Below are 26,376 nucleotides of genomic sequence, written 5' to 3' on the forward strand. Positions count from 1 at the left end.
GCATCACCGCTAGCGGGCCACCAGTCGGTACTGCATGCGCACCGAGCCGTCGTCGCCGGTGAGCTCCGCGGAGAACGTCCCGGCCGTGCGCGCACGCACCTTGCCGGTGATGAGGATCCGTCCCGCGCTCATGCGCCACCGCAGGCCCCTCGGCAACCGCCGGTCGACGTAGACGTCGGTGACGGGTCCGTCGAAGCGGATCTCGGCGCGGTACTTCTTGCCGACCTTCGCCCGCGGCAGCCGGGTGGTGAGGAAGGTGAGCCCGGGCCCGGCCTTCGGCGCCGACGTCGATGAGGTGTGGGACGCAGGCGGCGTGCCGTTGGGCGCCGTGGCGGTGGTGGTCGGTGTCGTGGTGGCCGGAGGGGTGGTCGGGGTCGGGTCCGGGGTGGTCGGGTCCGGGGTGGTCGCGACCAGACCGGACTGGAGGATCACCGTGTAGCCGCCGAGTGAGCCGTAGTCGCTGTAGCGCCCGGCCTCGACCGGGTCGCCGTAGCCGACACCCTCGACGAACGCGGTGTACGCCGTCGGCGTCGCACCCAGGTCCGCGCTCCAGGTCGCCGACAGGGAGCCGTCGGTCGCGACGTCGGCCACCGGGTTGGCCGTGGCGACGACGCGACCCACCGAGTCGCGGACGGTGAGCTGGAGGTCGGCGTCGGAGACGCCCACCGGCCCGACCACGGACAGCGTCGTGGGCCCGCTCGCGGTGAAGCCGAACGCGTCGACGTCGTCGCGGGAGCCGATGGTGCCGGCCGTCCTGGAGCCGACCTGGATCGCGGTGGCGCCGACCGCCTGGTCGCCGTGGTCGTCCGTGAGCAGGGGGGCGGTCCTCGCGATGATGGCCACGTCGTCCTCGGTGTTGTCGGCGTCGGCGTACTCGCCCTTCGACCACTGCGAGGCGCGCCTGCCGTAGGAGGCGCCCATGATCGGCGCCCAGCCCTTGGCGCCGGTGTAGTAGGCGGACTGGCTCGTGCCGTCGTGGCTCAGGCCGAAGGTGTGGCCGACCTCGTGGCTGATGGCCTGGCCGATGTCGTAGCCCGCGGTGCCGGTGCCCTGGGTGAAGACCCACGCCGGCTGGTAGGCGGTGCCGTTGACCGCGCCGAACATGCCGACGTACGCCAGGCCGCCGCAACCGCAGTCCGAGCCGACCGAGTTGGTGGGGGTGATGACGACCGGCATGCCATAGGTCTGGTCGGCGATGCTGGTGCGGCTCAGCGCCGACGCGTCGGGCGCGCGCGTGGTGACGTTGACGTCGAACGGGGCGTAGTCCTCCGCCACCGTGCGCCACGCCAGGTAGATCTGGGCCCGCTCCTGGTCGTTGAACGTCGCGGGGTCGGCGTCGATGGAGAAGGCCGGTGAGTCGATCCGGGCGCCGTTCTTCCACCTGGTGCCGGAGTAGGTCGCACCGTCGAAGTCGAGGTAGATGGTGCGGTTGGACTGCGGGCGGGAGGACAGGTCGAACACGTCGCCCGGCACCTGGGCGTCGGCGACCGCGCTCGCGGCCGCACGCTGGGCCGCCGGGACCGGCTCCTCCCGCACGAAGATCCGCCCGCACGGGTCGATCCACGACGTCTCGTCCCCGGACATGTGCAGCAGCTGGTCGACCGAGAGGTCGTTGGTCGTGCGGACCAGTACGGCGCTGAGGCCGCGGGTCAGCGCATCCGCGAGACGCACCGGCTGGGACAGCGAGGTCACCGCGCAGAGCCCGTCAGCCAGCGGGACCGCGCTGGCCTGGGCCGGCACGGCCGCCGCGGCGACGGCCGCAGAGAGGCCCAGGACCGAGGCCACGAGGGCGCGTACGACGAGGGCGGGGCGGGACGACCGAGTGGTCACGGGGCTTCCTAGCGGGAGTCGGAGGACCCCGGTTCTGGGGCCTCGACCATGCAACCGCGAAGTAGTTCACGATTTGTCTACATGCGATCGACGCCCGTGCGCCGCTTGGGTAACGTGCCCGAGATCACACCTCGGGCTGCGCCGTTCCGCGGACGGCCAGCAGCACCGGCAGGACGTGGTGCTCGAGCATCGGCGCCAAGTCGTCGGGGTGGTCGCGCAGCGGCGTCCACCGCACCTCGGCGATCTCCGCCGACGCGACCGGCTCACCGTCCGACTCGACCCGGAACACCGTCGAGTGCAGCGTGTGGCCGGGTTCGTTGGCGGCCTCGGAGAGGAACTCGCCGAGCAGGGTCGCCTCCTCGATGCGGAGCCCGACCTCTTCGTAGGTCTCGCGCAGCGCCGCCGCGCGCGCCGACTCCCCCGGCTCGAGCTTGCCGCCCACGAGCATGAACCGCTCGGTCCCGCGCTTGCGCACGGTCAGCACGCATCCGTCGCGCACCAGCGCGATCGCGGCGACGACGATGTGCCGGTCGCCTGCAGGTTCCATGGATCAGAGCCTGCCACGGCGATCAGTCAGAGCAGGCCGCGGTGCGCCTCGATCCAGGCGATCTCCTCGTGGTCGCGCTCGAGCGAGCCCTCGGCGACCCACGTCGCCTGGGGCTCGATCCCCTGCGCCGCCATCTCCTCCTGCAGGCTAACGACGGCCCGGATCCGGTCCGTCACGGCGTCGACGACGTCGAACTCGGGCAGGTCGCCGTAGGCCGCGACGAAGGTCCGCACCCGAGCCGCCCGGTCCGGGACCTCCGGGAAGTGGTGCCACTCCCGCGCGTGCAGGTCGGAGCGCAGCGGCGCGAACCAGTGGAGGGCGTACGCCACGTCGTCGAGCCGCGGTGCCGGGTGCAGGTAGTCCCAGTCGATCAGGCCGACCGCCTCGTTGTCGTGCCAGATGAAGTTCCACGGACCGGGGTCGCCGTGGCAGAAGACCGCGCCGTCACCCGGGACCGCCGGGGCGCCCCAGACCGCGTCGTCCGGCGGCGTCCAGTCCTCACCGGCGTCGTGGATGCGGCGCAGCAGCCGCGCGGCGGACGTCAGGCCCTGGTCGGTGTGCTGGTGGTACCACCCCTCACCTCCGTCGGCGCCGGTCATGAACCCGAGACGTTCGAGGTCGCCCTCGACGCCCAGCGGCACCGGCACGCAGTCGAGGCCCTTGCCGCGGAGATGACGCAGGAAGCTGTGCACGGTCGCCGTCCCGCGACCTGCCGGCCGGGTGACCACCCCGTCGGCGATGGCGACGGGTCGGTGCAGCTCGTTGGCCTCGGCGGCACGATCCACGGCGGCGAAGGGGTGCTCGTCATCGGCCATGACCCCGACCCTGCGGGATGCAGGACACCTGGGGCAACGGACTTTCCGTCTTGCCGCGTCCGTCCCTCCGAGATCGTGGAGTCCCTGAGTCATCTGGTGACTCAGGGACTCCACCAACCCGTTGCTAGTGGCTGAGCGCGCGGCGTACGGCGTCGAGCGCCGCGTCGTCGGACAGCCCGAGCCGGCGCGCCGAGGCGACGTACGCCGACGCAGCCGCGCGCGCGGACGACTCCACCCCCCTGCCGGCGACGAAGGTGCCGGCACGCCCACGGGTCTCCACCACGCCCAGCGCCTCGAGCTCCTTGTAGGCGCGGGCGACGGTGTTGGCGGCCAGGCCGAGCTCGTCGGCCAGGGCGCGCACCGGCGGCAGGCGAAAACCAGGCTCGAGCTCCCCGGACTCGACCTGCGTCCGCACGCCCTCGCGGACCTGCTCGAAGGGCGGCACGCCGGAGGCCGGGTCGATCGAGAGGTTCACGCTGCGGCGTCCATGCGCTCCAGCCACACCCACTGGCAGCCCTCGCCCACCTCGCGGCGCACCTCGGCCCACTCGTCGGCGGGGTAGTCGGGGTAGAAGGCGTCGCCGTTGGGCGCCATGTCGACCTCGGTCAGCACCTGGTGGGTCGCGTGTGGCAGGGCGAGCTCGTAGATCTCTCCGCCGCCCGCGACCATCACGTCACCGGGCAGCAGCGCCGCTCGCGCGAAGGCGTCCTCGAGCGAGTGCGCGACCTGGACGCCGTCGAACCCCGGGTCGAACGCCTCGTCGCGGGTCACCACGATCGTGGCGCGGCCGGGCAGCGGGCGGCCGATGGAGTCCCACGTGCGCCGGCCCATGACCAGCGTGTGACCGAGGGTCTCGCGCTTGAAGTGCGCGAAGTCGTGCGGCAGGTGCCACGGGATCCGCCCCGCGTCGCCGATCACCCGGTTGCGGGCGTGGGCGGCGACGAGGACGACCCGCTGGTCGGGGCGAGGACCTGTCATCAGACCGCGATCGGCGCCTTGATGCCGGGGTGCGGGTCGTAGCCCTCGACGGCGACGTCCTCGAGGTCGAAGCCGTCGATCTCCGTGATGGCGGGGTCGAGCACCAACGTCGGCAGCGGGCGCGGCTCGCGGGAGAGCTGCAGTCGCGCCTGCTCGACGTGGTTGAGGTAGAGGTGGGCGTCGCCCATCGTGTGGACGAACTCACCGACCTCGAGACCGGTGACCTGGGCGACCATGTGGGTCAGCAGCGCGTAGGACGCGATGTTGAAGGGCACGCCGAGGAACGTGTCGGCCGAGCGCTGGTAGAGCTGGCAGGACAGCCGGCCGTCGGCGACGTAGAACTGGAAGAGCGTGTGGCACGGCGGCAGCGCCATGTCGTCGACGTCGGCGACGTTCCACGCCGAGACGATGTGGCGTCGCGAGTCGGGGTTGGTGCGGATGCCCTCGACGAGCCGGGCGATCTGGTCGACGTGCCGGCCGTCGGGAGTCGGCCACGAGCGCCACTGGTAGCCGTAGACCGGGCCGAGGTCACCGTCGTCGTCGGCCCACTCGTCCCAGATGGTGATGCCGCGGTCCTGCAGCCACTTCACGTTGGTGTCGCCGCGCAGGAACCACAGCAGCTCGCCGAAGACCGACCGCGTATGGACCTTCTTGGTCGTCACGAGCGGGAACCCCTCGGCGAGGTCGAAGCGCATCTGGTGCCCGAAGACGCTCAGCGTCCCGGTGCCGGTGCGGTCGGTCTTCTCCACACCCTCGTCGAGGATCCGCTGGAGCAGGTCGAGGTAGGCGCGCACGAGGCGACTCTACGACCTCGGCACGCGGGCTTCGACGAAGACGCACTCGACGTCGAACGCGAGCTCCTCACCGTCGCGCCACGGCTCACCGAGCCGGTCGTACGCCGTCCGCGGGCCGGACCGCGTCACCTCGGCGCCCGCCGTCCGCGACGCCTGCGCCGCCGCGTCCGGGTCCGGCTCACCGCAGCCGCACGGCTCCGTCGGACTCGACGATCGTGCGCGGGTCGCTGCACATCAGCTCGGACGTGCACACCACCAGCGCACGGCGCCCGGTCTCCGACTGGCGTACGGCGTCGCGCTGGCCGTCGCGCCGCGAGGAGTCGAGCAGGTAGGCCCACCCACCGCCGCTGACCGGGGCGGCCTGGACCACGACGTCGTACTGGGTGAAGGCGATGAATCTCGGCGCCTGCGGAGGGTCGTCCAGTGCAGCGGTCACGTCGCTCGACTCCACCGTGCCGTCCTGGTCGATCCGCACGACCCGGCCGGAGCGGAGACGTGCGACGACCGCTGGGCCGGACGCCACGAACTCCTCGATGTCCGGCAGCGTGACGACCACCTGCTCGAGATGGAGCTCGCCCTGGGAGTACCAGACGACCGGCAGGGTGTTGACCTCCTCGCGCACCTCGACGGGCGGCGGCCGGGAGGCCCACCACTGCCACCCCGCGGCGAGCACGACGAGCACGACGAGACCCACCGCACCCTGCCGCACGCCGCGGCGCCTCCTCGCCCCGCGCAGCGCCCGCGCCTCGAGGAGCCACTCATCGGGAGCGTCGGCGGGGTCGTGGCGGCGTACGCCGTGGGGCACCGGCTCGCCCGGACGCACCGGCAGCCCGGCCTGCTCGCGCACCTCGGCCCAGACGGTGACGTCGACCTGCTCCTCGCGGGTGCGCCGGTCCCACGAGCGGCGACGGGCGAGCAGCACCTCGGCCACGGCGAGCCGCGCCTCGTCGGGCGCGACGCCGTCGGCCTCGAGCGCGCCGACCAGGTCCGGCCAGCGGGCGTCGAGGTAGCGCTCGAAGTCCCCATCAGGCACGTGCCCACCTCCTGCCGGGCGTTCGGAGCCGGACGCGGCGCCGGATGGCGAGGTGCGGCTAGGCGCTCAACGACATCGGCCCGTAGACCTGCCGCTCGTGCTCGAACAGGGTGACCGCCGCGACCCCGTGCTCGGCGAGGTCGGGCCAGACCTCGCCGACCCACGACTCGGCGTCACCCTGGTTGCTGAAGCGCTCGGCGGCGTAGTCCGCGAGGTCGAGCTCGGCGCCGGACGCATCCTCGAGGCGCCACCACCAGGGGCGCTCGGACGCGGAGGGCTGCCGGAAGGTCGGGGGCTGTCCGGGAAGCACGTCAGGCCTCCTTCACCGAGGGATCGACGAAGGGCGGCTTCACCAGCTGGAAGATCTCGCGACGGCCGCGCACGTCGACCCCGACCTCGGCGTCCTCGGCGACCATGACCGGGATGAGCGCGAGCCCGATCCCCTTGCGCAACGTCGGGGAGAAGGTGCCCGAGGTGATGTCGGCCAGGGGCACGTCGTGGGTGAGGGTCACGCCCATGCCCGGGCGCGGGATGCCGCGGCCCACCGCGATCAGCCCGCGGAGGCGGCGGGTCGGCCCGTCCTCCCGGACCTTCAGCACCGCGTCGCGGCCGAGGAAGGCGTCCTTCTTCCAGCCGACCGCCCAGGAGAGGCCGGCCTCGACCGGGTTGGTGTCGAGCCCGATGTCCTGGCCGTGGAGCGGGTAGCCCATCTCGGTGCGCAGCGTGTCGCGGGCCCCGAGGCCGCACGGCGCCAGGTCGAACTCCTCGCCGGCCGCCAGGAGCGCGTCCCACAGGGCGCCGGCCGCGGAGTTGGCGACGATGAGCTCGTAGCCGCGCTCACCGGTGTAGCCGGTGCGGCAGACCACGACACCGACCTCGTCGTCGTCCTGCCCGAAGGGCGCTTCGACGAACGACATGTAGTCGTGCCCGGCCGGCAGGCCGACCTTCTCCAGGACCTCGTCGGACCGCGTGCCCTGGACGGCCAGCACGGCGTAGTCGTCGTGGCGGTCGAGGATCTTGATCCCCTCGGGCGCCACGGCACGGAGGCGGCGTACGACCTCGGCGGTGTTGGCGGCGTTGGGCACCAGCAGCACGTGCTCGTCGTCGTGCCAGTAGGCGATCAGGTCGTCGACGATGCCGCCGGACTCGTCGAGGCAGAGGGTGTACTGCGCCTTGCCGGGGACGATCTTGGCGAGGTCGTTGGAGAGCGTCGCGTTGACGAAGTCGGCAGCGCCGGGGCCGGAGACCATCGCCTTGCCGAGGTGGCTCACGTCGAACACACCCACGGACTCGCGCACCGCGGTGTGCTCCTTCACGACGCCCGTCGGGTACTCCAGCGGCATGGACCACCCGCCGAACTCGGCGAGCTTCGCCCCCAGAGCCTCGTGGCGGTCGTGGAGAGGGGACTGCTTCAGCGATCCGGCCATGCCGCGAAACCTACCTCCCCCGCCCGTCACCTAACATGCCCCGGGTGACGTCGTACTCCCTGCGCAGTGCCAGCCCCGCCAAGACCCGAGCCGACGCCGTCGTCGTGGGGGTGCTCTCCGGCCCCAAGGGTCCACGGCTGTGCGACGCGGCCGAGGAGGTCAGCGCGGCCTACGGACGACGGCTGCGCCCCTTCCTCTCCACCATGGGTGTGACGGGCAAGGCCGGGGAGGCCGTGAAGGCGCCCACCGGCGACGAGGTGAACGCACCGCTGCTCGTGTTCGTCGGGCTCGGCGACGACCCGGCCGACCTCATCGCCGTACGACGCGCAGCCGGGGTCGCGGCGCGCAGCGTGCCCAACGCCGCGTCGGTCGCCCTCGCCCTGCCGAGCGACACCCCCGAGCTGGTCGCCGCCGTCGTCGAGGGGCACCGCCTGGGGGGCTACACCTTCACCGCGTACAAGTCCGCGAAGTCCGAGACCAGCGAGCCCAACGACGTGATCGTGCTCAGCCCGATCGCCCGCCGTGCCGAGGCCGGCGCCGCCCTCGAGCGGGCCGAGGTCCTCGCCGACGCCGTCGCGCTCACCCGCGACTGGGTCAACACCCCGCCCAAGGACTGCACTCCCCCGCTGCTGGCAGAGCTCGTCACGGCCGCGCACAAGGAGGTCACCAAGGGCCGCGGCGCTCCGAAGGTGAAGCTCGAGGTCTTCGACCACGAGCAGCTCGAGGAGATGGGCTGCGGCGGCATCCTCAGCGTGGGCAACTCCTCGGTCGCGCCGTCGCGGCTGGTGAAGCTCTCCTGGGCCCCGAAGGGCGCGGTCGCGCACCTCGCGCTCGTGGGCAAGGGCGTCACCTTCGACTCCGGCGGCCTCACGATCAAGCCCTCCTCCAGCATGCTCAACATGAAGGGCGACATGGCCGGTGCGGCCAGCGTCGTCGCCGCCACCCTCGCGATCGCGCGCCTCGGCCTGCCCCTCCGGGTCACCGCATGGGCGCCGATGGCGGAGAACATGGTCTCGGCGACCTCCACCCGTCCCGGCGACGTGATCACCATGCACAGCGGGCGGACCGTCGAGATCGCCAACACCGACGCCGAGGGCCGGATGCTGCTCGGCGACGCGCTGTCGCTCGCCATCGAGGAGGAGCCCGACCTCGTCGTCGACATCGCCACCCTCACCGGCCACATGCAGCTCGCCCTCGGCGACAAGGTCGGCGCCGTGATGGGCACCGACGACCAGGTCGACGCCGTGCTGGCCGCGGGCGCGTCCGCCGGCGAGCAGCACTGGCCGATGCCGATCCCCGAGGAGATGTCGGAGCGGATCACCAGCTCCAAGGTCGCCGACCTGCTCCAGCACGACTGGGTGCGGTGGGGCGGCGGGCTCTACGCCTCGGCCTTCCTGCGCGAGTTCACCGGCGGCCTCCCCTGGGCGCACCTCGACATCGCCGGCAAGGAGATGAACACCGGCGGTCCCTACGGGCACGTCCCGTCGGGTGCGACCGGCTTCGGCGTCACCACGCTCGTCGAGCTCGCGCGCTCGCTCGCCACCACCGGTGGCTGAGCAGCGAGCTCCAGCGAGCGTGTCGGGACGCTAGATCCCGCCGGCCTTCTTGCGGCGGTTGTAGTCGCGCATCCGCTGCGGCACCCCGACCACCGCGGCGTCGTACGACGGCACCTGGTGGCGGTTGGCGAAGTCGTGCGCCCACTTCACGCTGGGCACCCGGCGGCGCGTCCACTCGCCGTCGTGGGCGACCAGCAGGAGGGTCACGTCGTTGACCGCGGTGCGTGGCTCGACGAAGCCCTCCACGCCCTGCTTGGTCGTCACGAACCTCTCCAGGTGACGCACGTCCTCACCGTCGGAGGCACGCACCGTGGTGGAGCCGGTGCGCTCAGCGTTCCGTGATGGACGACTGGTGCGCCCACTGCGCCGGAATCGATCGAACAAACCCATGGCGGACATTGTGCCGGGTGCGTCCTCACCGCGCCGCACTTCGGCCCGACCCGGTGTGGACAGGCTCGCGAAGAGTGCAAAGATGGTCGCGCCCACGCGCTGCATGGCGCGACGTGGCTAGGTGGATCGCAGGATGAGGACCTGGAGGGATTCTGTGGCGGACGGTGAGTACGACGTACTCGTCCTCGGGGCTGGTTCGGGCGGCTACGCCTGCGCCCTGCGAGCAGCACAGCTCGGACTGAGCGTCGGACTGGTCGAGAAGGGCAACCTCGGCGGCACCTGCCTCCACGTGGGGTGCATCCCGACCAAGGCCCTGCTCCACGCCGCAGAGGTGGCCGACTCGGCCCGCGAGGCCGGCCAGTTCGGCGTGAGCGCGACGTTCGACGGCATCGACATGGCCGGGGTCAACGCCTACAAGGACAAGGTCGTCGACCGGCTGTTCAAGGGCCTCACCGGCCTCATCAGGTCGCGCGGCATCACCGTCATCGAGGGCACCGGCACGCTGACCGGCCCGCGCGAGGTGACCGTGGACGGCATGGCCCACACCGGCAAGGCGGTCGTCCTGGCGTCGGGCTCCTACAGCAGGAGCCTTCCCGGCCTCGACATCGACGGCGAGCGCATCATCACCTCCGAGCAGGCGCTGCGGCTCGACCGCGTCCCGGCCTCGGCCATCGTGCTGGGCGGCGGGGTCATCGGCTGCGAGTTCGCGAGCGTGTGGAAGTCCTTCGGCTCCGACGTCACGATCGTGGAGGCGCTCCCGCGGCTCGTGGCCGCCGAGGACGAGGCCTCGTCCAAGGCCCTCGAACGCGCCTTCCGCAAGCGCAGGATCGACTTCCGCACCGCGACGTCCTACAAGAGCGTCAAGGTCACCGACACCGGCGTCGCCGTGACGGTCGAGGGGGCGAAGGACGGGGAGAGCGTGATCGAGGCCGAGGTGCTCCTCGTCGCGGTCGGCCGCGGCCCGTCCACCGCCGGCCTGGGCTACGAGGAGCAGGGCATCGCGATGGAGCGCGGCTTCGTCCTCACCGACGAGCGGTGCCGCACCAACGTCGAGGGCGTCTACGCCGTCGGCGACATCGTCCCCGGCCTGCAGCTCGCCCACCGCGGCTTCCAGCAGGGCATCTTCGTGGCCGAGGAGATCGCCGGCTTCGATCCGCGCCCGGTCGACGACGCAGGCATCCCGCGGGTGACGTACTCCCACCCCGAGATCGCCTCCGTCGGCCTCGACGAGGCGACCGCCCGCGAGCTCCACGGCGACGCGGTCACCACGATCACCTACGACCTGGGCGGCAACGGCAAGAGCCAGATCCTCCAGACCCAGGGGTTCGTCAAGCTCGTCGGTCTCACCGACGGCCCCGTCCTCGGCGTCCACATGGTGGGCGATCGCGTGGGCGAGCTCATCGGTGAGGCCCAGCTGATCTACAACTGGGAGGCACACGCCGACGACGTCGCGCCGCTCGTGCACGCCCACCCCACCCAGAACGAAGCGCTCGGCGAGGCCCACCTGGCCCTCGCCGGGAAGCCGCTCCACGCACATTCCTGACCACATCAATCCCGGCCCCCACCACACACGCGAGCGAAGGAACCACATTGGCCTCCGAAGTCACCCTCCCCGCACTCGGCGAGTCCGTCACCGAGGGCACCGTCACCCGCTGGCTCAAGCAGGTCGGTGACACGGTCGCCGTCGACGAGCCGCTGCTGGAGGTCTCCACCGACAAGGTCGACACCGAGATTCCCTCGCCCGTCGCCGGCACCCTGCTGGAGATCAAGGCCAACGAGGACGACACCGTCGAGGTCGGCGCGGTCCTCGCCGTCGTGGGCGAGGAGGGCGAGTCCTCCGGGGACGCCACCGAGACCGCCGAGCCCGAGGCACAGCCCGCCGACGAGCAGGAGTCGGAGAAGAAGGCCGAGCAGGAGGAGCAGGTCGCCGAGGAGACCGGCGAGCTGCCGGCCGGCGACGAGACCCCCGAGTCGGAGAAGGACGACGCCCCGGCGCAGTCCGAGCCAGCGGCCGAGCAGGCCTCCTCCGGATCGGGTTCCGGCTCCGGCGGTGGCACGTCGGTGACGCTGCCGGCGCTCGGTGAGTCCGTCACCGAGGGCACCGTGACGCGCTGGCTCAAGCAGGTCGGCGACGAGGTCGCCGTCGACGAGCCGCTCCTCGAGGTCTCCACCGACAAGGTCGACACCGAGATCCCCTCCCCCGTCGCCGGCACCCTGCTGGAGATCAAGGCGGAGGAGGACGAGACGGTCGAGGTCGGCGCCGAGCTGGCCGTCATCGGCTCGGCCGACGACGCTCCCGCCCAGGCCGCTCCCGAGGCGCAGCCCAAGGACGAGGACAACGCCGAGAAGAAGGCCGAGCAGGAGGAGCAGATCGCCGAGGAGACCGGCAGCCTGCCGGCCGGCGACGAGACCCCCGAGGCCGAGAAGCAGCCCGAGCCCGCCGCCCAGGAGGCCCCGAAGCAGGAGGCACCGAAGCAGGAGGCACCTGCCGCTCCGGCGGCCCCAGCCCCGTCCGCCCCCGCGGCCAGCGAGGGCGGCCGCGACCAGACGGCGTACGTCACTCCGCTGGTGCGCAAGATGGCCGACCAGCACGGCGTCGACCTCGGCTCGGTGCAGGGCACCGGCGTCGGCGGCCGCATCCGCAAGCAGGACGTCCTCGACGCCGCCGCCGCGGCCCAGGCTGCCGCTGCTCCGGCTGCTGCCCCGGCTGCGCCCGCCCCTGCCGCCGCCGGTGCGCCGCCCGCCGCGGCCGCGCCTGCGTCGTCGTCCCCGTCGCCGCTGCGTGGCACCACCGAGCCGCTGTCGCGGCTGCGCAAGGTCATCGCCACGCGGATGACCGAGTCGCTGCACGAGGCCGCCCAGCTCACCCAGGTCATGGAGGTCGACGTCACCGCGATCGCCCGCCAGCGGGAGGCGGCCAAGGCCGACTTCCTGGCGCGCGAGGGGGTCAAGCTCACCTACCTGCCGTTCTTCGCCAAGGCGGCGATCGACGCGCTCAAGGTGCACCCCAAGCTCAACGCGACGATCGACACCGAGAAGGGCGAGGTGACCTACTTCGACCGCGAGAACATCGCGTTCGCCGTGGACACCGAGAAGGGTCTGCTCACGCCGGTCGTCAAGGAGGCGGGCGACCTCTCGATCGCCGGCCTGGCCAAGAAGATCGCCGACATCGCCGAGCGCACCCGCACCAACAAGGTGACGCCCGACGAGCTCTCCGGCGGCACCTTCACGATCACCAACCTCGGCAGCTTCGGGGCGCTCTTCGACACCCCGATCATCAACAAGCCGCAGGTCGCGATCCTCGGCCCGGGCGCCGTGGTGAAGCGCCCCGTCGTGATCGACGACCCCAACCTGGGCGAGACGATCGCGGTGCGCCACATGGTCTACGTGTCGCTCACCTACGACCACCGCCTTGTCGACGGCGCCGACGCCGGCCGGTTCCTCCAGGAGGTCAAGAAGCGCCTCGAGTCGGGCGCCTTCGAGATCTGAGCCCGGTTCGGGCCCGCCCCGCCACGGGGCGGCTCGAGCGGACCAATGGCCGCTCGACGCACGGCATTCCGTGCGCCGAGCGGCCATTGCCGTGTCCCAGTAGGCCGTCGTGGAGCCACGTCGCGCGAGGACGCGTGGCGGGTGACGAACGGCACCGAAAACCAGGCGCGGACCGTCGGTGCCGAGGCCTAGCCTGAGGACACCGTGACGATCACTGACACCTCCCGCTCCACAGACGCCACCACCCCGACGTCGGAGCTCCCCGCACACCGCCGTCCCGTCGACTGGCGGCGGGTGCGTCGTCCCCTGACCTACCTCTGCTTCTCGATGTCGCTGCTGGGTGCGATCGCCGCGTCGCTGGGCTCGCTGGTCGCGGGGCGCCTGGCCGACGGCCCGACCGAGACCCTGCTGGTCCTGCTGGCGACGTGCGTCGTCGGGGGCGCGGTCATCGACACGCTGGCCAAGACGATCTGGGCCACCATCTGCGACCGCGCCGAGGGCCAGCTGCGCTCCGACCTCCTCGACGCGGCGATGGCGCAGCCGCTGTCCGAGCTGTCCGAGCAGGCCGTCGGCGAGGTGCTCGACCGCATCGACGACGACACCTGGGAGGTCGGCCAGCTCATGCGCTGGGGCGTGTGGCAGGCCGCGCGCACGCTGCTCTCCTCCGGCCCGCTGTGGGTGGTCGCGTCGTTCACCTGGTGGCCGGCGACGTTCCTCTTCCCGATCACGGCCGTGGCGGCCTACCTCGTCGTACGCCGGCTGCTGCCGCTGGTCGCCCAGAAGAAGGTCATCGAGGAGGCCGCCTGGACCGACCACGCCGCCTCGACCGAGGAGGGCGTCACGGCCCGCGACGACCTCCGCACGTCGCTGGGCCAGGCCCACGTCCTGCGTCGCAACGCCCACCTCGCCTCGGTGGTCCACCACGCACTCGACGCCGTGCTGGCCGTCGAGGTGCGCATCACGCGCCGCAGCGGTGGTCTGCTCCACGGCGCCCTGGCCGCCGTCGGCGTGGTCGGCGTCGCGCTGGTCCTCGCCGGCGACCTCTCCACGGCCCGGCTCGTCACGCTGTTCCTGGTCACGACGATGTTCGTCGGCGGCGTCGACCAGCTCGCGCGCCACCTCCCGGACCTCCAGGAGGGCTTCGGCGCGGTGCTGCGGCTGCGCAGCATGCTCGCCTCGCCCGCCGAGCCCACCGGAGGCCTCCCGGTCCCCGAGGGTCCGCTCGGCGTGGAGTTCCGCCACCTCGAGTTCAGCTACGGCACCGGCACCTTCGCCTTGCGCGACGTCGACCTGCAGCTCGCCGCCGGCCACACCTGCGCGCTCGTCGGTCGCACCGGGTCCGGCAAGTCGACCCTCGCCTCCCTGCTCTCCCGCGCCGTCGAGCCGCCGCGCGGCACGGTCCTGCTCGGCGGCATCGACGTGCTCGACCTCGACCTCCAGCAGCTGCGAGCCGCCGTCGGCGTCGTCACCCAGCGCACGGAGGTGCTCGCCGGCTCGCTGGCCGACAACATCACGCTCTTCGACGACGTCTCCCGCGCGAGCGTCGAGGCGGCCGTGGCCGAGCTCGGCCTCACCGACTGGGTCGCGGGGCTGCCCGCGGGCCTCGACACGGTGCTCGGCCCGGGCGGCACCAGCCTGTCCGCCGGCGAGGAGCAGCTCGTCGCCTTCGCGCGCCTGCTGGTCCGCGACGTCAGCGTCGTCGTGCTCGACGAGGCGACCGCGCGGATGGACCCGGTCACCGAGGCACGGGTCGTCCGCGCCGCCGACCGCCTGATCGCGGGACGCACCGGCATCCTCGTCGCGCACCGGCTCTCGACGACCGAGCGCGCCGAGCAGGTCGCCGTGCTCGAGTCGGGCCGCGTCGTCCAGCAGGGCCCGCGGGCGCGGCTGGCCAGCGCGCCCGGGCCCTTCCGCGACCTGCTCGAGGCAGCCGCCCACGAGCCCGTCGTCGAGGAGCACCACCACGACGACGCCGCGATCGGCACGGTGCGCCGCAGCACCACGCCTCCCGCCCCGCCCGAGCTCGCGCCCACCCCGAGCCTGGCCCGGGCCGTCCTGCACACCATCGGCATCCAGCCGCAGTGGGGACTCCTCGGCGCCGCGCTGTTCCTGCTGGCCTCCATCACCGGCGCCTTCGGCGCGGTCACGGGCTGGCTGTGGGGCCACATCGTCACCGACCTCCAGCGGGGCGACAACCCCGGCGTCCTCGTCGTGGCGCTCGTCTTCTCGCTGGTGGTCGCGCCCTTCCTGCTCTCGCAGGCGTTCCGCACCTATCCCCACTGGTGGGTGGAGGTACGCCTCCGCGTGCGGGCCGCGGTGCTGCACGGCCAGACCTCCCAGCGCCGGTTGCTGCGCACTCCCCCCGGCGAGGTCGTCGCCCGCACGATGGACGCCGACCGGCTCGCGCGCTACACCGACCGGTGGGTCGACTTCGTCAACGGATTGTTCGTCGCCACCCTCACCGCGCTCATCGCCCAGACGTGGGTCGCCGGCGCCGTGCTGATGACCGTCATGGTCGTCTCCGCACTGGCCTCCACGCTCGGGCGCCGGGTGGCCGGGCGATCGGCCGCCGCGGCGTCCACGGCGCGCGCTCGGTTCGGCCAGTCGCTGGTGTCCGCGCTCGAGTCGGTGCGCACCGTCAAGCTCGCCGCCGCGACGCCCCAGGTGCACCAGCACCTGCGCGGGGTCGACGGGGGGCGCGTCGATGCGGCCGTGCGCGAGCACCGCGTCCAGGCCCTGCTCGACGGCGTCCCCGTCGTCATGGTCCAGTGCGGCGTGGTCGCCGCCTGGGGCGGCCTGCTCACCGGTCACTGGGAGCTCGCCACGGCGCTGCTGATCGCCAACGCGGTCAGCGGCTTCGACTGGTTCGGCCGCGTGGCCGGCTCCGTGGTCACCGAGGCTCCCGGCGTGCGTGCCTGGATGAACGCCACCAGCGAGCTGGCCGGCGGTGGCGACCTCGTCGACCTCCCACCCGGTGTCGACCTGGTCGCCGGCACCGGGCCCGATCCTGCGCCGGTCGAACGCGAGCCGCTGCGCGCCCTGGTCGTGAGCGACCTCAGCGCCGTGCACGACGACGGCACCCTCGGCGTCCAGGGCGTCGACCTCGAGGTCCACGCGGGCGAGCTGGTGCTCCTGCTGGGCCAGGTCGGCTCCGGCAAGTCCAGCCTGCTGAGCGCGCTGGCCGGCCTCGTCACCAACACCGGCGAGATCCGCTGGAACGACCGCGTCGTCACCGACCCCCAGACCACCCTGCGTCCCGGCCGCGTCGCCCACGTCGCCCAGGTGCCGCGCGTCCTGTCGGGCACCTTCACCGGCAACGTCGCGCTCGACCACGCCGAGCGCTCGGTGCTGCCGTCGCTGGAGGCGGCCCGGATGGGGCGCGACGTCACCGAGGCCGGTGGCCCCGACGCGCTCGTCGGCCACCGCGGCGTACGCCTCTCCGGCGGTCAGGTGCAGCGCCTGGCCCTGGCCCGGGCGCTCGCGACGGAGGCCGACCTGCTGCTCGCCGACGACGTGTCGTCGGCCCTCGACGCCGCCACCGAGATCGACCTCTGGCGAGCACTGCGGGCCCGAGGCGCCGCCGTCGTCGGCGCCACCAGCAAGGCCGCCGCGCTGGCCCAGGCCGACCGGGTCGTCGTCCTCGACGCGGGCCGCGTCGTCGACAGCGGACCGTGGCGCGACCTCTCCACCCGATGGGCGCACCTGGCCGGTTGACGGCCCACTGATCCCGGCCGGCGGGCTTGGAGCGCATGGTTGGGTGGTCCCATGCGCGTCGTCATCGCCGGAGCGTCGGGATTCCTCGGCACCCACCTCACCGACCACCTCCGGGTGCAGGGACACGAGGTGTGCGCGCTCGTCCGGCGCGAGCCGTCCACGGCGCACGAGTCGCAGTGGGACCCGGCGCAGGGACGGATCGACACGAGCGTCATCGAGCGCGCGGACGCCGTGGTCAACCTGGCCGGTGCCAGCATCGCCGCCAACCCGCACTCGAAGAAGTACGCGCGCGAGGTGATGGACTCGCGCGTCTCGACCACCTCGCTCCTCGCCTCGGCGATCGCCGGGTGCGAGCGACCGCCGGCCTTCCTCGCAGGCAACGGCATCAGCTACTACGGCGACCACGGCGCCGCCCCGGTCACCGAGGACTCCGAGAGCCGGGGCGACGCACTGCTCACCCGCGTCGCCCGCGAGTGGGCGGCGGCCACCGATGCCGCCCACGAGGCCGGCGCCCGGGTGTGCTTGCTCCGCACGGCGCCGGTGATGGACCGCACCGCTCCCCCGCTCAAGCAACTGCGCCTGCTCTTCCAGATCGGCGGTGGCGCGCGGCTCGGCTCCGGCGAGCAGCACATGCCGATGATCTCCCTGCGCGACTGGATCGGCGCGGTGACCTACCTGATCGGCTCGCGCGACGTCGCCGGCGCCTTCAACCTGTGCTGCCCGCACACCCCGACCAACGCGGAGTTCACCCAGGAGCTCGCCTCGGCGCTGCACCGCAAGGCCTTCCTCGCGGTCCCCGCTCCGGTGATGAAGGTGGCGGCCGGCGACATGGCCCCCGAGCTCCTCGGCTCCGTCAACGCCCGCCCCGCCGCCCTCGAGCGAGCCGGCTACGACTTCGAGGACGAGGACGTCCGCGAGGTGCTGGCCGCCGCGCTCGGCTGACCTCCCGCACCGGGTCCGGGCTGGTCCCGAGCCTCGGCGACCAGCCACGCGCCGTCGACGCGCACCAGCTCCACCCGGCGCGTCGAGGCCCGGTCGCGCGGCAGCGCGAGCGACGTGTCGCGACCGACCGCCCGGCCTGCAGCCACCCGGTCGGTGACCGTGAGCACCAGCCGGTCCGGCGTGTGCTCGACGACCTCGAGGGCCAGCACCTGCGTGGCGAGCCCTTCGACCGCGAGGCCACGGTCGCGATAGTCGCGGAGCAGGCGCACGTCGGCGGCGCCGGCACGCGAGCCCTCGACGTAGAGCTCCTCCAGCGCGGCCGGGTCCGACGCCGCCCAAGCGGCCGCCCGACGCTCGTCCCAGCGAGCGAGGACCACCGCGGCCGCGGGTGGTGCGTCACCGGCACGCAGCCGGGGTGTCGGCTCCGGCTTGTCAGGACCCGCGAGGGTGACGACGAGCACGGCGACCACGAGGGCGCAGGCGACGGCCGTCAGCACGGGGAGGAGTCGTCGCGGGTCCACCCCTCCACCCTCGCCGAGATCGTCCGTCGGCGTCGGTGCTCATCCACAGGCAGGCCGCCGTCGCGCGAGGCGTAGGCTCGGAGCATGTCGCTCGACCCGACCGCTGTGGACACCTCTCTCGACTTCGAGATCGCCGGTCTCGGGCCCGACGCCGTCGACTACCTCGCCGCCTGGGACCTGCAGCGCCACGTCCACGAGGAGGTCGTCGCCGGCACCCGGCCTGGCTCGGTCCTGCTGCTCGAGCACCCGCCGGTCTTCACCGCCGGCAAGCGCACCGACGACCACGAGCGTCCCCTCGACCCCGGCGGCGCGGCCGTCATCGACGTCGACCGCGGCGGCAAGATCACCTTCCACGGCCCCGGTCAGCTGGTCGGCTACCCGATCGTGCGCCTGCCCGAGCACGTCAAGGTGGTCGACTACGTCCGCCGCGTGGAGGAGGCGCTGATCGCGGTCTGTGCCGACTTCGGCATCACCACCGCACGCGTGCCGGGCCGCAGCGGTGTCTGGCTGCGTGCCGACGACCGCGGCCCCGAGCGCAAGATCGCCGCCCTGGGCATCCGGGTCAGCCGAGGCGTGACGATGCACGGCTTCTCCCTCAACTGCGACGTCGACCTGGGCTGGTACGACCGCTTCGTCGCGTGCGGGATCGACGACGCCGGCGTCACCTCGCTCTCCCAGGAGCTCGGCCGCGACGTCACCGTCCGCGACGTGCTGCCGAGCGTGCGCGAGCACCTGTCGCACTACCTCGCGTGGCACCCCTACGACGCCACACCGGACTACGAGCCCCGCCCCGAGCCCGCCCACGGGCCTCGCATCCAGCTGGTGACGCCCGGCCGCTGACCGGCGCCGCTCAGGGGTGATGTGCTCCCGCGGGGCCTCTGGTTGGCTCGTCGGATGAGCCGACACTCCCTGCACGTCACCGTCAACGGCGAGGCCCACGCGGTCGAGGTGGACACGCGACGCTCGCTCCTCGACCTGCTGCGTGAGGACCTCGCGCTCACCGGGACGCAGAAGGGTTGCGACCAAGGCGCGTGCGGCGCGTGCACCGTCCACGTGGACGGTCGGCGGGTGCTCTCGTGCCTCACGCTCGCCGCGCAGGCCGAGGGCCGCGAGGTCACGACGGTCGAGGGCATCGGCACGGCCGATGAGCTCCACCCCGTCCAGCAGGCCTTCCTCGACTGCGACGCCTTCCAGTGCGGCGCGTGCACCGCGGGCCAGGTGATGTCGGCCGTCGCGCTGCTCGAGGAGGACGACTGGTCCACCCGCGACGACGTGCGCGAGCTGATGAGCGGCAACCTGTGCCGCTGCGGCGCCTATCCCCGCATCGTGGACGCCGTCCTGTCCGTGCGCGCGACCCAGGAGGCCTGAGGTGCATCCGTTCACCTACACGCGCGTCGATGACGTCGAGGCGGCCAGCGCGGCGGTCACGACGGACGCCGTGTCCCGCGCCGTCCAGGGACCTGACGACACCGTCTTCATCGCCGGCGGGACCACCCAGCTCGACCTGATGCGTGACGGCGTCTGGTCGCCGGGGACCCTCGTCGACGTCAGTCGCCTCCCGCTCGCCGACGTCGAGCTCGACGAGGACACGCTGGTCGTCGGGGCCGCCGTGACCATGGCCGACCTGGCCCGGCACGAGGCCGTCGCCGACCTCGACGTCCTGCGCGACTCGCTGCTGCTGGCCGCCTCGCCCCAGCTGCGGTCGATGGCCACCGTCGGGGGCAACGTCCTCCAGCGCACCCGGTGTCGCTACTTCCGCGACCCCGAGGTGACCCAGTGCAACAAGCGCCGACCCGGCAGCGGCTGTGCGGCGATCGAGGGCACCGCTCGCACCCACGCCGTCCTCGGGGTCGATGCCGGGTGCATCGCGGTCCACGCCTCCGACCTCGCCGTCGCCCTCGTGACCCTCGACGCACGGGTGCGCCTGCACGGGCCCGACGGTGGGCGCACGATCCCGGTCGCCGACCTCCACGTCCGCGCCGACGTCGACCCCGCCCGCGACAACGTGCTCGCAGCCGGCGAGCTGGTCACGCACCTGGAGATCCCGGTCCCCGACGCCCGCACCGGCTACCTCAAGGTCCGCGATCGCGCGTCCTACGAGTTCGCGCTCACCTCGGCCGCCGTCGTCGCCCGGGTGGAGGACGGCATCCTCGCCCACGTCGCGGTCGGCCTCGGTGGTGTCGGGTCCGTGCCGTGGCGTGCGACCAGGGCCGAGGAGGTGCTGCGCGGACAGCGTGCCTCGCTCGCGCTGTTCGAGCAGGCCGCGGCCGCCGAGCTGGCCGACGCCTTCACGGTGCCCGGCACCGACTTCAAGCCCGAGCTGGCCCGCCGCACCCTGGTCCGCCAGCTCCGCGACGTCACGGAGGTGACCGCATGACCACCACGACGAACGCCCCCGCCGGCACCGCCACCCCCGTGCTCGGTGCCGGTGTCACCCGCGTGGACGGACCGCTCAAGGTCACCGGCGCGGTGCCCTACGCCGACGACCTGGCCCCCCGCGACGCGCTCGTCGGGGTGCTGGTGGGCTCGACGATCGCCGCCGGCCAGATCTCCCTGGTCGACGCCAGCGACGCGCTCGCCGCGCCCGGCGTGGTGGCCGTCATCTCCCACCACGACGCGCCCAGCGTCGTACGTCCCAACGAGGCGTCCGCGGACGAGCGCGCGCCGCGACCGCCCTTCCAGGACGCGACCGTGCGCTTCCACGGCGACCACGTCGCGATGGTCGTCGCACAGACCCGCGAGGAGGCCGTGCACGCCGCGACCCTGCTGCACGTGTCGTACGACGTCTCCGAGCCGGTCGTGGACCTCAACGACCCTCGGGCCACCCGCGAGGACGACGACCCGGCCGGCGCCGACAGCACCCGCGGAGACCTGGAGCGCGGGCTCGCTGAGGCCGACGTCGTGGTCGCGGCCGACTACGTGACCGGCGACAACACCAACAACCCGATCGGGCTGTTCGCCGCGTGCGCGGAGTGGGACGGCGAGAGCCTGCACATGTGGGCGACCACCCAGTGGCCGTCCAACACCGCCGACTGCCTGGCCGAGGCGTGGGGCGTCCCCCGCGAGGACGTCCGTGTCGAGTGCCCCTACCTGGGGGGCGGCTTCGGCTCCGGCCTGCGTCCCTGGCCCTACATCCACGCCGCGGCCATCGCGGCGAAGGTGGTCGGCCGACCGGTGCGGGTCGTGCTGAGCCGGCCGCAGATGTTCACTGACGTCGGGCACCGGCCCGAGACCGTCCAGCACGTGCGACTCGGCGCCCGCCGCGACGGCACCCTCACCGCGGTCGAGCACACCGCCACGATCCCGGTCGCCGTCGACGACGACAACCCCGAGAACGTCGTGTCGGGCACCCGGCAGGGCTACGCCGTCGAGCACCTACGTGCGGACGTCGACCAGGTGCGCCTGCACATCTCGCCGCCCGGCTCGATGCGCGCGCCGGGCGAGGCGCAGGGCAACTTCGCGCTGGAGACCGCGCTCGACGAGCTCGCGGTCGAGCTGGACATAGACCCGGTGCGGCTCCGGCTGCACAACGACGCGACCACCAACCCCGACCAGGACGACCTGCCGTGGTCGAGCAAGGCGCTGGACCAGTGCCTGCGCCGCGGCGCGGAGCTCATCGGGTGGGACGACCGCGATCCTGCGCCGCGCTCGATGCGCGACGGTGACCAGCTCATCGGCTACGGCGTCGCGGCCGTCTCGTTCTTCTACTTCCAGCAGCCGTGCACGGTGCGGGTGGTCGTCCGACGCGACGGCACCGCCGCCGTGCACTGCGCGGCGATGGACATCGGCACCGGCACCTACACCGTGGTCACCCAGGTCGCCGCCGAGCGGCTGGGACTCGGGCTGGGCGACGTCGAGGTAGTGCTGGGCGACAGCTCGCTCCCGCCCTCTCCCCCGGCCGGCGGGTCGGGGCTGGCGACCGCGATCTCGAACGCCGTCGCGCTCGCCGTCACCGCGGTGCTCGACGACCTCGACCTGTCCGGCGCCCCGGGGCGTGACGCGCTGTCTCGTGCAGTCGGTGCCCGCGACGAGGTCGCCGCCGAGGCCACGGCCGAGCCGCCGGACCCCGCTGAGATGGGCATGTCCCCCTCCGGGGCGTTCGGAGCGAAGTTCGCCCGGGTGCGCGTCGACGCCGACCTCGGCCTGGTGCGGGTCGAGCGACTCGTGTCGGTCATCGACTGCGGCCAGGTGCTCAACGAGCGCACCGCGCGCAGCCAGGTGATCGGCGGAGCAGTCGGCGGCATCGGCCACGCCCTGCTCGAGCACACGGTCACCGACCTTCACGCCGGGCCGCAGACCGGGCGGATCACCAACGCCCACATGGCCGACTACCTGATCGCCGTCAACGCCGACGTGCCCGACCTCGAGGTGGAGTTCGTCGGCGGCCCGGACCGGCTGAACCCGGTCGGCGTGAAGGGAGTGGGCGAGGTCGGCCTCTGCGGGGTCGCCGCGGCGATCGGCAACGCCGTGTTCCACGCGACGGGACGGCGCGTCCGGCGCCTGCCGATCACCCCGGACCTGCTCCTCTGAGCTGGCGTGGCGATCGGGCGCTCCGGCCGCGGACCGTGAGTTGGGGTGCCCGACACGCCGTCGTAGAGTGAGGGACGTGACGACCGCTCCCGCACCTGAAGGCCGGAAGCTCCTCCGGCTCGAGATCCGCAACGCCGAGACGCCGATCGAGAAGAAGCCGGAGTGGATCAAGACCCGGGCCCGGATGGGCCCGGAGTACACCGCGCTGCAGGAGCTGGTGAAGGGCGAGGGCCTCCACACGGTCTGCCAAGAGGCCGGCTGCCCCAACATCTACGAGTGCTGGGAGGACCGCGAGGCCACGTTCCTCATCGGCGGCGACCAGTGCACCCGGCGCTGCGACTTCTGCCAGATCGACACCGGCAAGCCGCAGCCGCTCGACCGTGACGAGCCGCGCCGCGTGGCGGAGTCGGTGCAGAAGATGGAGCTGAAGTACGCCACCATCACCGGCGTCGCGCGTGACGACCTGCCCGACGGCGGCGCGTGGCTCTACGCCGAGACGGTCCGTGCGATCCACGAGCTCAACCCGAACACGGGTGTGGAGAACCTCATCCCGGACTTCAACGGCCAGCCCGACCTGCTCACCGAGGTCTTCGAGAGCCGTCCCGAGGTGCTGGCCCACAACGTCGAGACGGTGCCGCGGATCTTCAAGCGGATCCGCCCGGCGTTCCGCTACGAGCGCTCCCTCGACGTGATCACCCAGGCCCGTGACTTCGGGCTGGTCACCAAGTCCAACCTCATCCTCGGCATGGGCGAGACCCGCGAGGAGGTCTCCCAGGCGCTGCGCGACCTGCACGAGGCCGGGTGCGAGCTGATCACGATCACCCAGTACCTCCGCCCCTCGCCGCGCCACCACCCCGTGGAGCGGTGGGTCAAGCCCGAGGAGTTCGTCGAGCTCAAGGCCGAGGCCGACGCGATGGGCTTCGCCGGCGCGCTGTCCGGGCCGCTCGTCCGCTCGTCCTACCGCGCCGGACGGCTGTACGGTCAGGCCATGGACGCGCGCGCTGCCGCGACCGCCTGACCCCGACCCGAACGACCGAGACAAGGGCACCACATGTCGACCCCCGCCTCCACGCCGAGCTCCCGTCGTGCGCAGATCATGCAGACCTACACCATGGCCAAGCGCAGCGACCCGCGCCTGGGCTGGATCGTCCTGGGGGTCTTCCTGCTGGGCGCGGCCGCCGGCTTCGGCCTCATGTGGCTGCTGCCGGGCAGCGGCTGGCTGGGCTGGGTCTTCTCGATCGTCGGTGCACTGCTCATCGGCGCCCTGTGCGCGCTGCTGGTCTTCGGTCGCCGCGCCCAGAAGGCGGCCTACACCCAGATGGAGGGCCAGCCGGCTGCCGCCGCGGGCGCGCTCCAGATGCTGCGCCGCGGTTGGAAGGTCGACCCGGTCGTCGGCTTCACCAAGCAGCAGGACGTCGTCCACCGCGTCGTCGGCCCGCCCGGCATCGTCCTGGTGGGTGAGGGCACGAGCCCGAGCCGGGTCAAGCAGCTCCTCGCCACCGAGCGCAGGAAGCACGAGCGTGTCGCCTACGAGGTGCAGATCCACGAGATCGTCGCCGGCCGCGGCGAGGGCGAGATCCCGCTGCCCAAGCTGGTGCGCCACGTCCAGAAGCTCAAGCGCTCGGTCAAGCCCGCCGAGATGACCGACATCCTCCAGCGCCTCAAGGCGCTGGACGCCCAGCGCGGCAAGCTGCCGCTGCCCAAGGGCCCGATCCCGACCTCGATGAAGGGCATGCGCTCGCAGCAGCGCGGTCGCTGACCCCTGCGCTACTGGATCGTCACCGTCCGCGTCCCCGCGGCGAGGTCGTGCAGCCCGCGGCCGTCGACCGTCAGCAGCGGCGGGATGACGAGGACGACCAGCAGCGAGCGCACGAACGCCGGGATCAGCTGGACCGGGCGCGACGGGTCCTTGTGGTGCACCACCCGCACCCGGGTGGCCAGCTTGCCGAACGAGCCGCCCATCAGCGTGGTGAACAGTGAGGCCTCGACGACGTACAGCGCCATCGTCGCGAGGCTGTAGGGGTTCGACGCGAGCACACCGGCCGCGACGAGGCCCTCGACGATCGCCAGGCAGGTCAGCCAGTCGATCAGCAGCGCGAGGATGCGGCGGCCCCAGGAGGCCGGCTGCAGGTCCGTTGTTACAGGGCTCGTCACGCGCCAAGCGTAGGAGGGCCGGTGGCAGGCTCCACGAACCGGGCAGCCGTAACACGGCTGAAACAAACGGGATACGGTCTAGAAACTGCTCCCCCCTAGCGTGGCGGCACGGTGCAACGAGGCTCCGCTCCCGAACGCTGCAACTCGACGCGCGCTGGTCGCCGTCAAGGAGGAACCGAATGTTCAACAACTCCGATGAGCTCCTGAAGTTCATCAAGGACGAGGGCGTCGAGATGATCGACGTCCGCTTCTGCGACCTGCCGGGCATCATGCAGCACTTCACGGTGCCGGCGTCGTCGTTCGACCAGAGCGTCTTCGATGACGGCCTCGGCTTCGACGGCTCGTCGATCCGCGGCTTCCAGGCCATCAACGAGTCGGACATGTCGCTGTTCCCGGACCCGACCACGGCCTACCTCGACCCGTTCCGCAAGGCCAAGACGCTCAACGTCAACTTCTTCATCCACGACCCGATCACCGGCGAGGCCTACAGCCGCGACCCGCGCAACATCGCGCGCAAGGCGCTGGCCTACCTCGACTCGACGGGCATCGCGGACACCGCGTTCTTCGCCCCCGAGGCCGAGTTCTACATCTTCGACAACGTCCGCTACAGCACGGGCGTCAACGAGGGCTACTACCACATCGACTCCGTCGAGGGGTGGTGGAACTCGGGCAAGGAGGGCGAGGAGAACAAGGGCTACAAGACGCGCCTCAAGGGCGGCTACTTCCCCGTCGAGCCCTACGACCACTACAGCGACCTGCGCGCCGACATGGTCAAGAACCTCGAGGCCTGCGGCCTCCAGGTCGAGCGCGCCCACCACGAGGTCGGCACCGCCGGCCAGGCGGAGATCAACTACCGCTTCGACACGCTGCTCAAGGCCGCGGACGACGTGATGAAGTTCAAGTACCTCATCAAGAACACCGCGTGGGAGCAGGGCAAGTCGGTCACCTTCATGCCGAAGCCCATCTTCGGCGACAACGGCTCCGGCATGCACGTGCACCAGTCGCTGTGGAAGGACGGCGAGCCGCTGTTCTTCGACGAGACCGGCTACGCCGGCCTGTCCGACACCGCCCGCTGGTACATCGGCGGCATCCTCAAGCACGCGCCGTCGCTGCTGGCCTTCACCAACCCGACGGTGAACTCCTACCACCGCCTGGTCCCGGGCTACGAGGCGCCGATCTCGCTGGTCTACTCCTCGCGCAACCGCTCCGCGTCGGTCCGCATCCCGATCACGGGCGCGAACCCCAAGGCCAAGCGTGTCGAGACCCGCTTCCCCGACCCGTCGGCGAACCCCTACCTCGCGTTCGCCGCGCTCATGCTCGCCGGCCTCGACGGTGTCCAGAACAAGATCGAGCCCGCAGCTCCGATCGACAAGGACATCTACGAGCTGCCGCCGGACGAGATGGCCGAGATCGACCAGGTGCCGACCAGCCTCGGCGCCGTGCTCGACGCTCTCGAGGCGGACCACGACTACCTCACGCGCGGCGGCGTCTTCACCGACGACCTGATCGAGACGTGGATCCACTTCAAGCGCACCGAGGAGATCGCCCCGGTCCAGCTGCGGCCGCACCCGCACGAGTTCGAGCTGTACTACGACATCTGAGTCACGCTCGGCGCTGACCTACGACAACGCCCCCGGACACCTGTGGTGTCCGGGG

General features: G+C 72.4%; 24 protein-coding genes. 12 read left to right on the forward strand and 12 right to left on the reverse strand.

Going from position 1 to position 26,376, the window contains the following annotated elements:
- Positions 1-9: 9 nt before the first annotated feature.
- From IEZ25_RS08885 to gcvT, 9 genes are all read right to left on the reverse strand, one after another.
- The gene (locus IEZ25_RS08885; RefSeq protein WP_191199034.1) at positions 10-1,830 is read right to left on the reverse strand and encodes a M12 family metallo-peptidase; all 1,821 of its coding nucleotides are present in this window, start codon (positions 1,828-1,830) and stop codon (positions 10-12) included.
- Positions 1,831-1,954: 124 nt separating this feature from the next.
- A complete protein-coding gene (locus IEZ25_RS08890) occupies positions 1,955-2,377 on the reverse strand; it encodes an NUDIX hydrolase (protein WP_191199035.1) in 423 nt (140 codons plus the stop codon).
- 26 nt (positions 2,378-2,403) lie between these two features.
- Positions 2,404-3,192 (reverse strand): phosphotransferase, encoded by a 789-nt coding sequence (locus tag IEZ25_RS08895; protein WP_191199036.1) that lies wholly within the window; start codon positions 3,190-3,192, stop codon positions 2,404-2,406.
- A 124-nt stretch (positions 3,193-3,316) separates the two neighbouring features.
- Positions 3,317-3,667: a GntR family transcriptional regulator gene (locus tag IEZ25_RS08900; protein WP_191199037.1), complete on the reverse strand. Its 351-nt coding sequence runs from the start codon at positions 3,665-3,667 to the stop codon at positions 3,317-3,319.
- Complete coding sequence (locus tag IEZ25_RS08905) at positions 3,664-4,170, reverse strand: dihydrofolate reductase (protein ID WP_191199038.1); 507 nt, start codon at positions 4,168-4,170, stop codon at positions 3,664-3,666. The genes IEZ25_RS08900 and IEZ25_RS08905 overlap by 4 nt, the downstream gene beginning before the upstream one ends.
- On the reverse strand, positions 4,170-4,964 hold the full coding sequence (locus tag IEZ25_RS08910; protein WP_191199039.1) for a thymidylate synthase: 795 nt from the start codon (positions 4,962-4,964) through the stop codon (positions 4,170-4,172). The genes IEZ25_RS08905 and IEZ25_RS08910 overlap by 1 nt, the downstream gene beginning before the upstream one ends.
- A 178-nt stretch (positions 4,965-5,142) precedes the next feature.
- Positions 5,143-5,997, reverse strand: coding sequence for a hypothetical protein (locus IEZ25_RS08915; protein WP_191199040.1), 855 nt, complete (start codon positions 5,995-5,997; stop codon positions 5,143-5,145).
- A 58-nt stretch (positions 5,998-6,055) separates the two neighbouring features.
- Positions 6,056-6,307, reverse strand: coding sequence for a hypothetical protein (locus IEZ25_RS08920; RefSeq protein WP_191199041.1), 252 nt, complete (start codon positions 6,305-6,307; stop codon positions 6,056-6,058).
- Position 6,308: 1 nt separating this feature from the next.
- Entirely contained in the window at positions 6,309-7,424 is a 1,116-nt protein-coding gene (gcvT, locus tag IEZ25_RS08925; RefSeq protein ID WP_191199042.1) for a glycine cleavage system aminomethyltransferase GcvT, read from the reverse strand.
- Positions 7,425-7,459: 35 nt separating this feature from the next.
- Here gcvT and IEZ25_RS08930 point away from each other — a divergent pair, with 35 nt between their 5' ends.
- Positions 7,460-8,980: a leucyl aminopeptidase gene (locus IEZ25_RS08930; RefSeq protein WP_191199043.1), complete on the forward strand. Its 1,521-nt coding sequence runs from the start codon at positions 7,460-7,462 to the stop codon at positions 8,978-8,980.
- 30 nt (positions 8,981-9,010) lie between these two features.
- On the opposite strand, the gene IEZ25_RS08935 is transcribed toward IEZ25_RS08930, so the two are convergent.
- A complete protein-coding gene (locus IEZ25_RS08935) occupies positions 9,011-9,244 on the reverse strand; it encodes a hypothetical protein (RefSeq protein ID WP_318152126.1) in 234 nt (77 codons plus the stop codon).
- A gap of 280 nt (positions 9,245-9,524) precedes the next feature.
- Between IEZ25_RS08935 and lpdA the strand changes: the two genes are divergently transcribed.
- The 4 genes from lpdA to IEZ25_RS08955 all read left to right on the forward strand — a co-directional run bounded on the left by lpdA (position 9,525) and on the right by IEZ25_RS08955 (position 17,515).
- On the forward strand, positions 9,525-10,913 hold the full coding sequence (lpdA, locus tag IEZ25_RS08940) for a dihydrolipoyl dehydrogenase (protein ID WP_318152127.1): 1,389 nt from the start codon (positions 9,525-9,527) through the stop codon (positions 10,911-10,913).
- Between the two features lie 47 nt (positions 10,914-10,960).
- Entirely contained in the window at positions 10,961-12,859 is a 1,899-nt protein-coding gene (gene sucB, locus IEZ25_RS08945; protein ID WP_191199046.1) for a 2-oxoglutarate dehydrogenase, E2 component, dihydrolipoamide succinyltransferase, read from the forward strand.
- 204 nt (positions 12,860-13,063) lie between these two features.
- Positions 13,064-16,573 (forward strand): ABC transporter ATP-binding protein, encoded by a 3,510-nt coding sequence (locus IEZ25_RS08950; RefSeq protein ID WP_318152128.1) that lies wholly within the window; start codon positions 13,064-13,066, stop codon positions 16,571-16,573.
- A gap of 51 nt (positions 16,574-16,624) precedes the next feature.
- Positions 16,625-17,515 carry a TIGR01777 family oxidoreductase gene (locus tag IEZ25_RS08955; protein WP_191199047.1) on the forward strand — a complete coding sequence of 297 codons (891 nt, stop codon included), beginning with the start codon at positions 16,625-16,627 and terminating at the stop codon, positions 17,513-17,515.
- Here the strand turns inward: IEZ25_RS08955 and IEZ25_RS08960 are convergent.
- Complete coding sequence (locus tag IEZ25_RS08960) at positions 17,461-18,036, reverse strand: hypothetical protein (protein ID WP_191199048.1); 576 nt, start codon at positions 18,034-18,036, stop codon at positions 17,461-17,463. The two genes, IEZ25_RS08955 and IEZ25_RS08960, sit on opposite strands and share 55 nt — an antisense overlap.
- A gap of 84 nt (positions 18,037-18,120) precedes the next feature.
- On the opposite strand from IEZ25_RS08960, the gene lipB reads away from it, so the two are divergent.
- The 6 genes from lipB to IEZ25_RS08990 all read left to right on the forward strand — a co-directional run bounded on the left by lipB (position 18,121) and on the right by IEZ25_RS08990 (position 24,325).
- Complete coding sequence (gene lipB, locus IEZ25_RS08965; RefSeq protein WP_191199049.1) at positions 18,121-18,876, forward strand: lipoyl(octanoyl) transferase LipB; 756 nt, start codon at positions 18,121-18,123, stop codon at positions 18,874-18,876.
- Between the two features lie 54 nt (positions 18,877-18,930).
- Complete coding sequence (locus tag IEZ25_RS08970) at positions 18,931-19,404, forward strand: (2Fe-2S)-binding protein (protein ID WP_191199050.1); 474 nt, start codon at positions 18,931-18,933, stop codon at positions 19,402-19,404.
- Between the two features lies 1 nt (position 19,405).
- Entirely contained in the window at positions 19,406-20,413 is a 1,008-nt protein-coding gene (locus tag IEZ25_RS22205) for an FAD binding domain-containing protein (RefSeq protein WP_191199051.1), read from the forward strand.
- A complete protein-coding gene (locus IEZ25_RS08980) occupies positions 20,410-22,566 on the forward strand; it encodes a xanthine dehydrogenase family protein molybdopterin-binding subunit (RefSeq protein ID WP_191199052.1) in 2,157 nt (718 codons plus the stop codon). The genes IEZ25_RS22205 and IEZ25_RS08980 overlap by 4 nt, the downstream gene beginning before the upstream one ends.
- Positions 22,567-22,642: 76 nt before the next feature.
- Positions 22,643-23,584 carry a lipoyl synthase gene (gene lipA / locus IEZ25_RS08985; RefSeq protein ID WP_191199053.1) on the forward strand — a complete coding sequence of 314 codons (942 nt, stop codon included), beginning with the start codon at positions 22,643-22,645 and terminating at the stop codon, positions 23,582-23,584.
- Positions 23,585-23,617: 33 nt separating this feature from the next.
- Positions 23,618-24,325 (forward strand): DUF4191 domain-containing protein, encoded by a 708-nt coding sequence (locus IEZ25_RS08990; RefSeq protein ID WP_191199054.1) that lies wholly within the window; start codon positions 23,618-23,620, stop codon positions 24,323-24,325.
- Between the two features lie 8 nt (positions 24,326-24,333).
- On the opposite strand, the gene IEZ25_RS08995 is transcribed toward IEZ25_RS08990, so the two are convergent.
- Entirely contained in the window at positions 24,334-24,720 is a 387-nt protein-coding gene (locus IEZ25_RS08995) for an RDD family protein (protein WP_318152129.1), read from the reverse strand.
- 179 nt (positions 24,721-24,899) lie between these two features.
- Between IEZ25_RS08995 and glnA the strand changes: the two genes are divergently transcribed.
- Positions 24,900-26,321, forward strand: a complete 1,422-nt coding sequence (glnA, locus tag IEZ25_RS09000; protein ID WP_191199056.1) for a type I glutamate--ammonia ligase — start codon at positions 24,900-24,902, stop codon at positions 26,319-26,321.
- Positions 26,322-26,376 lie beyond the last annotated feature (55 nt).

This window comes from Nocardioides hwasunensis (assembly GCF_014779665.1).
GTDB lineage: Bacteria > Actinomycetota > Actinomycetes > Propionibacteriales > Nocardioidaceae > Nocardioides > Nocardioides hwasunensis.

What these genes read in the sequence shown, in the direction of transcription:
- IEZ25_RS08890 (WP_191199035.1), bottom strand. Translation starts at nt 2,377, where the DNA reads ATGGAACCTGCAGGCGACCGGCACATCGTCGTCGCCGCGATCGCGCTG.
- IEZ25_RS08895 (WP_191199036.1), bottom strand. Translation starts at nt 3,192, where the DNA reads ATGGCCGATGACGAGCACCCCTTCGCCGCCGTGGATCGTGCCGCCGAG.
- IEZ25_RS08905 (WP_191199038.1), bottom strand. Translation starts at nt 4,170, where the DNA reads ATGACAGGTCCTCGCCCCGACCAGCGGGTCGTCCTCGTCGCCGCCCAC.
- gcvT (WP_191199042.1), bottom strand. Translation starts at nt 7,424, where the DNA reads ATGGCCGGATCGCTGAAGCAGTCCCCTCTCCACGACCGCCACGAGGCT.
- IEZ25_RS08930 (WP_191199043.1), top strand. Translation starts at nt 7,460, where the DNA reads ATGCCCCGGGTGACGTCGTACTCCCTGCGCAGTGCCAGCCCCGCCAAG.
- IEZ25_RS08955 (WP_191199047.1), top strand. Translation starts at nt 16,625, where the DNA reads ATGCGCGTCGTCATCGCCGGAGCGTCGGGATTCCTCGGCACCCACCTC.
- lipB (WP_191199049.1), top strand. Translation starts at nt 18,121, where the DNA reads ATGTCGCTCGACCCGACCGCTGTGGACACCTCTCTCGACTTCGAGATC.
- IEZ25_RS08970 (WP_191199050.1), top strand. Translation starts at nt 18,931, where the DNA reads ATGAGCCGACACTCCCTGCACGTCACCGTCAACGGCGAGGCCCACGCG.
- IEZ25_RS08980 (WP_191199052.1), top strand. Translation starts at nt 20,410, where the DNA reads ATGACCACCACGACGAACGCCCCCGCCGGCACCGCCACCCCCGTGCTC.
- IEZ25_RS08990 (WP_191199054.1), top strand. Translation starts at nt 23,618, where the DNA reads ATGTCGACCCCCGCCTCCACGCCGAGCTCCCGTCGTGCGCAGATCATG.
- glnA (WP_191199056.1), top strand. Translation starts at nt 24,900, where the DNA reads ATGTTCAACAACTCCGATGAGCTCCTGAAGTTCATCAAGGACGAGGGC.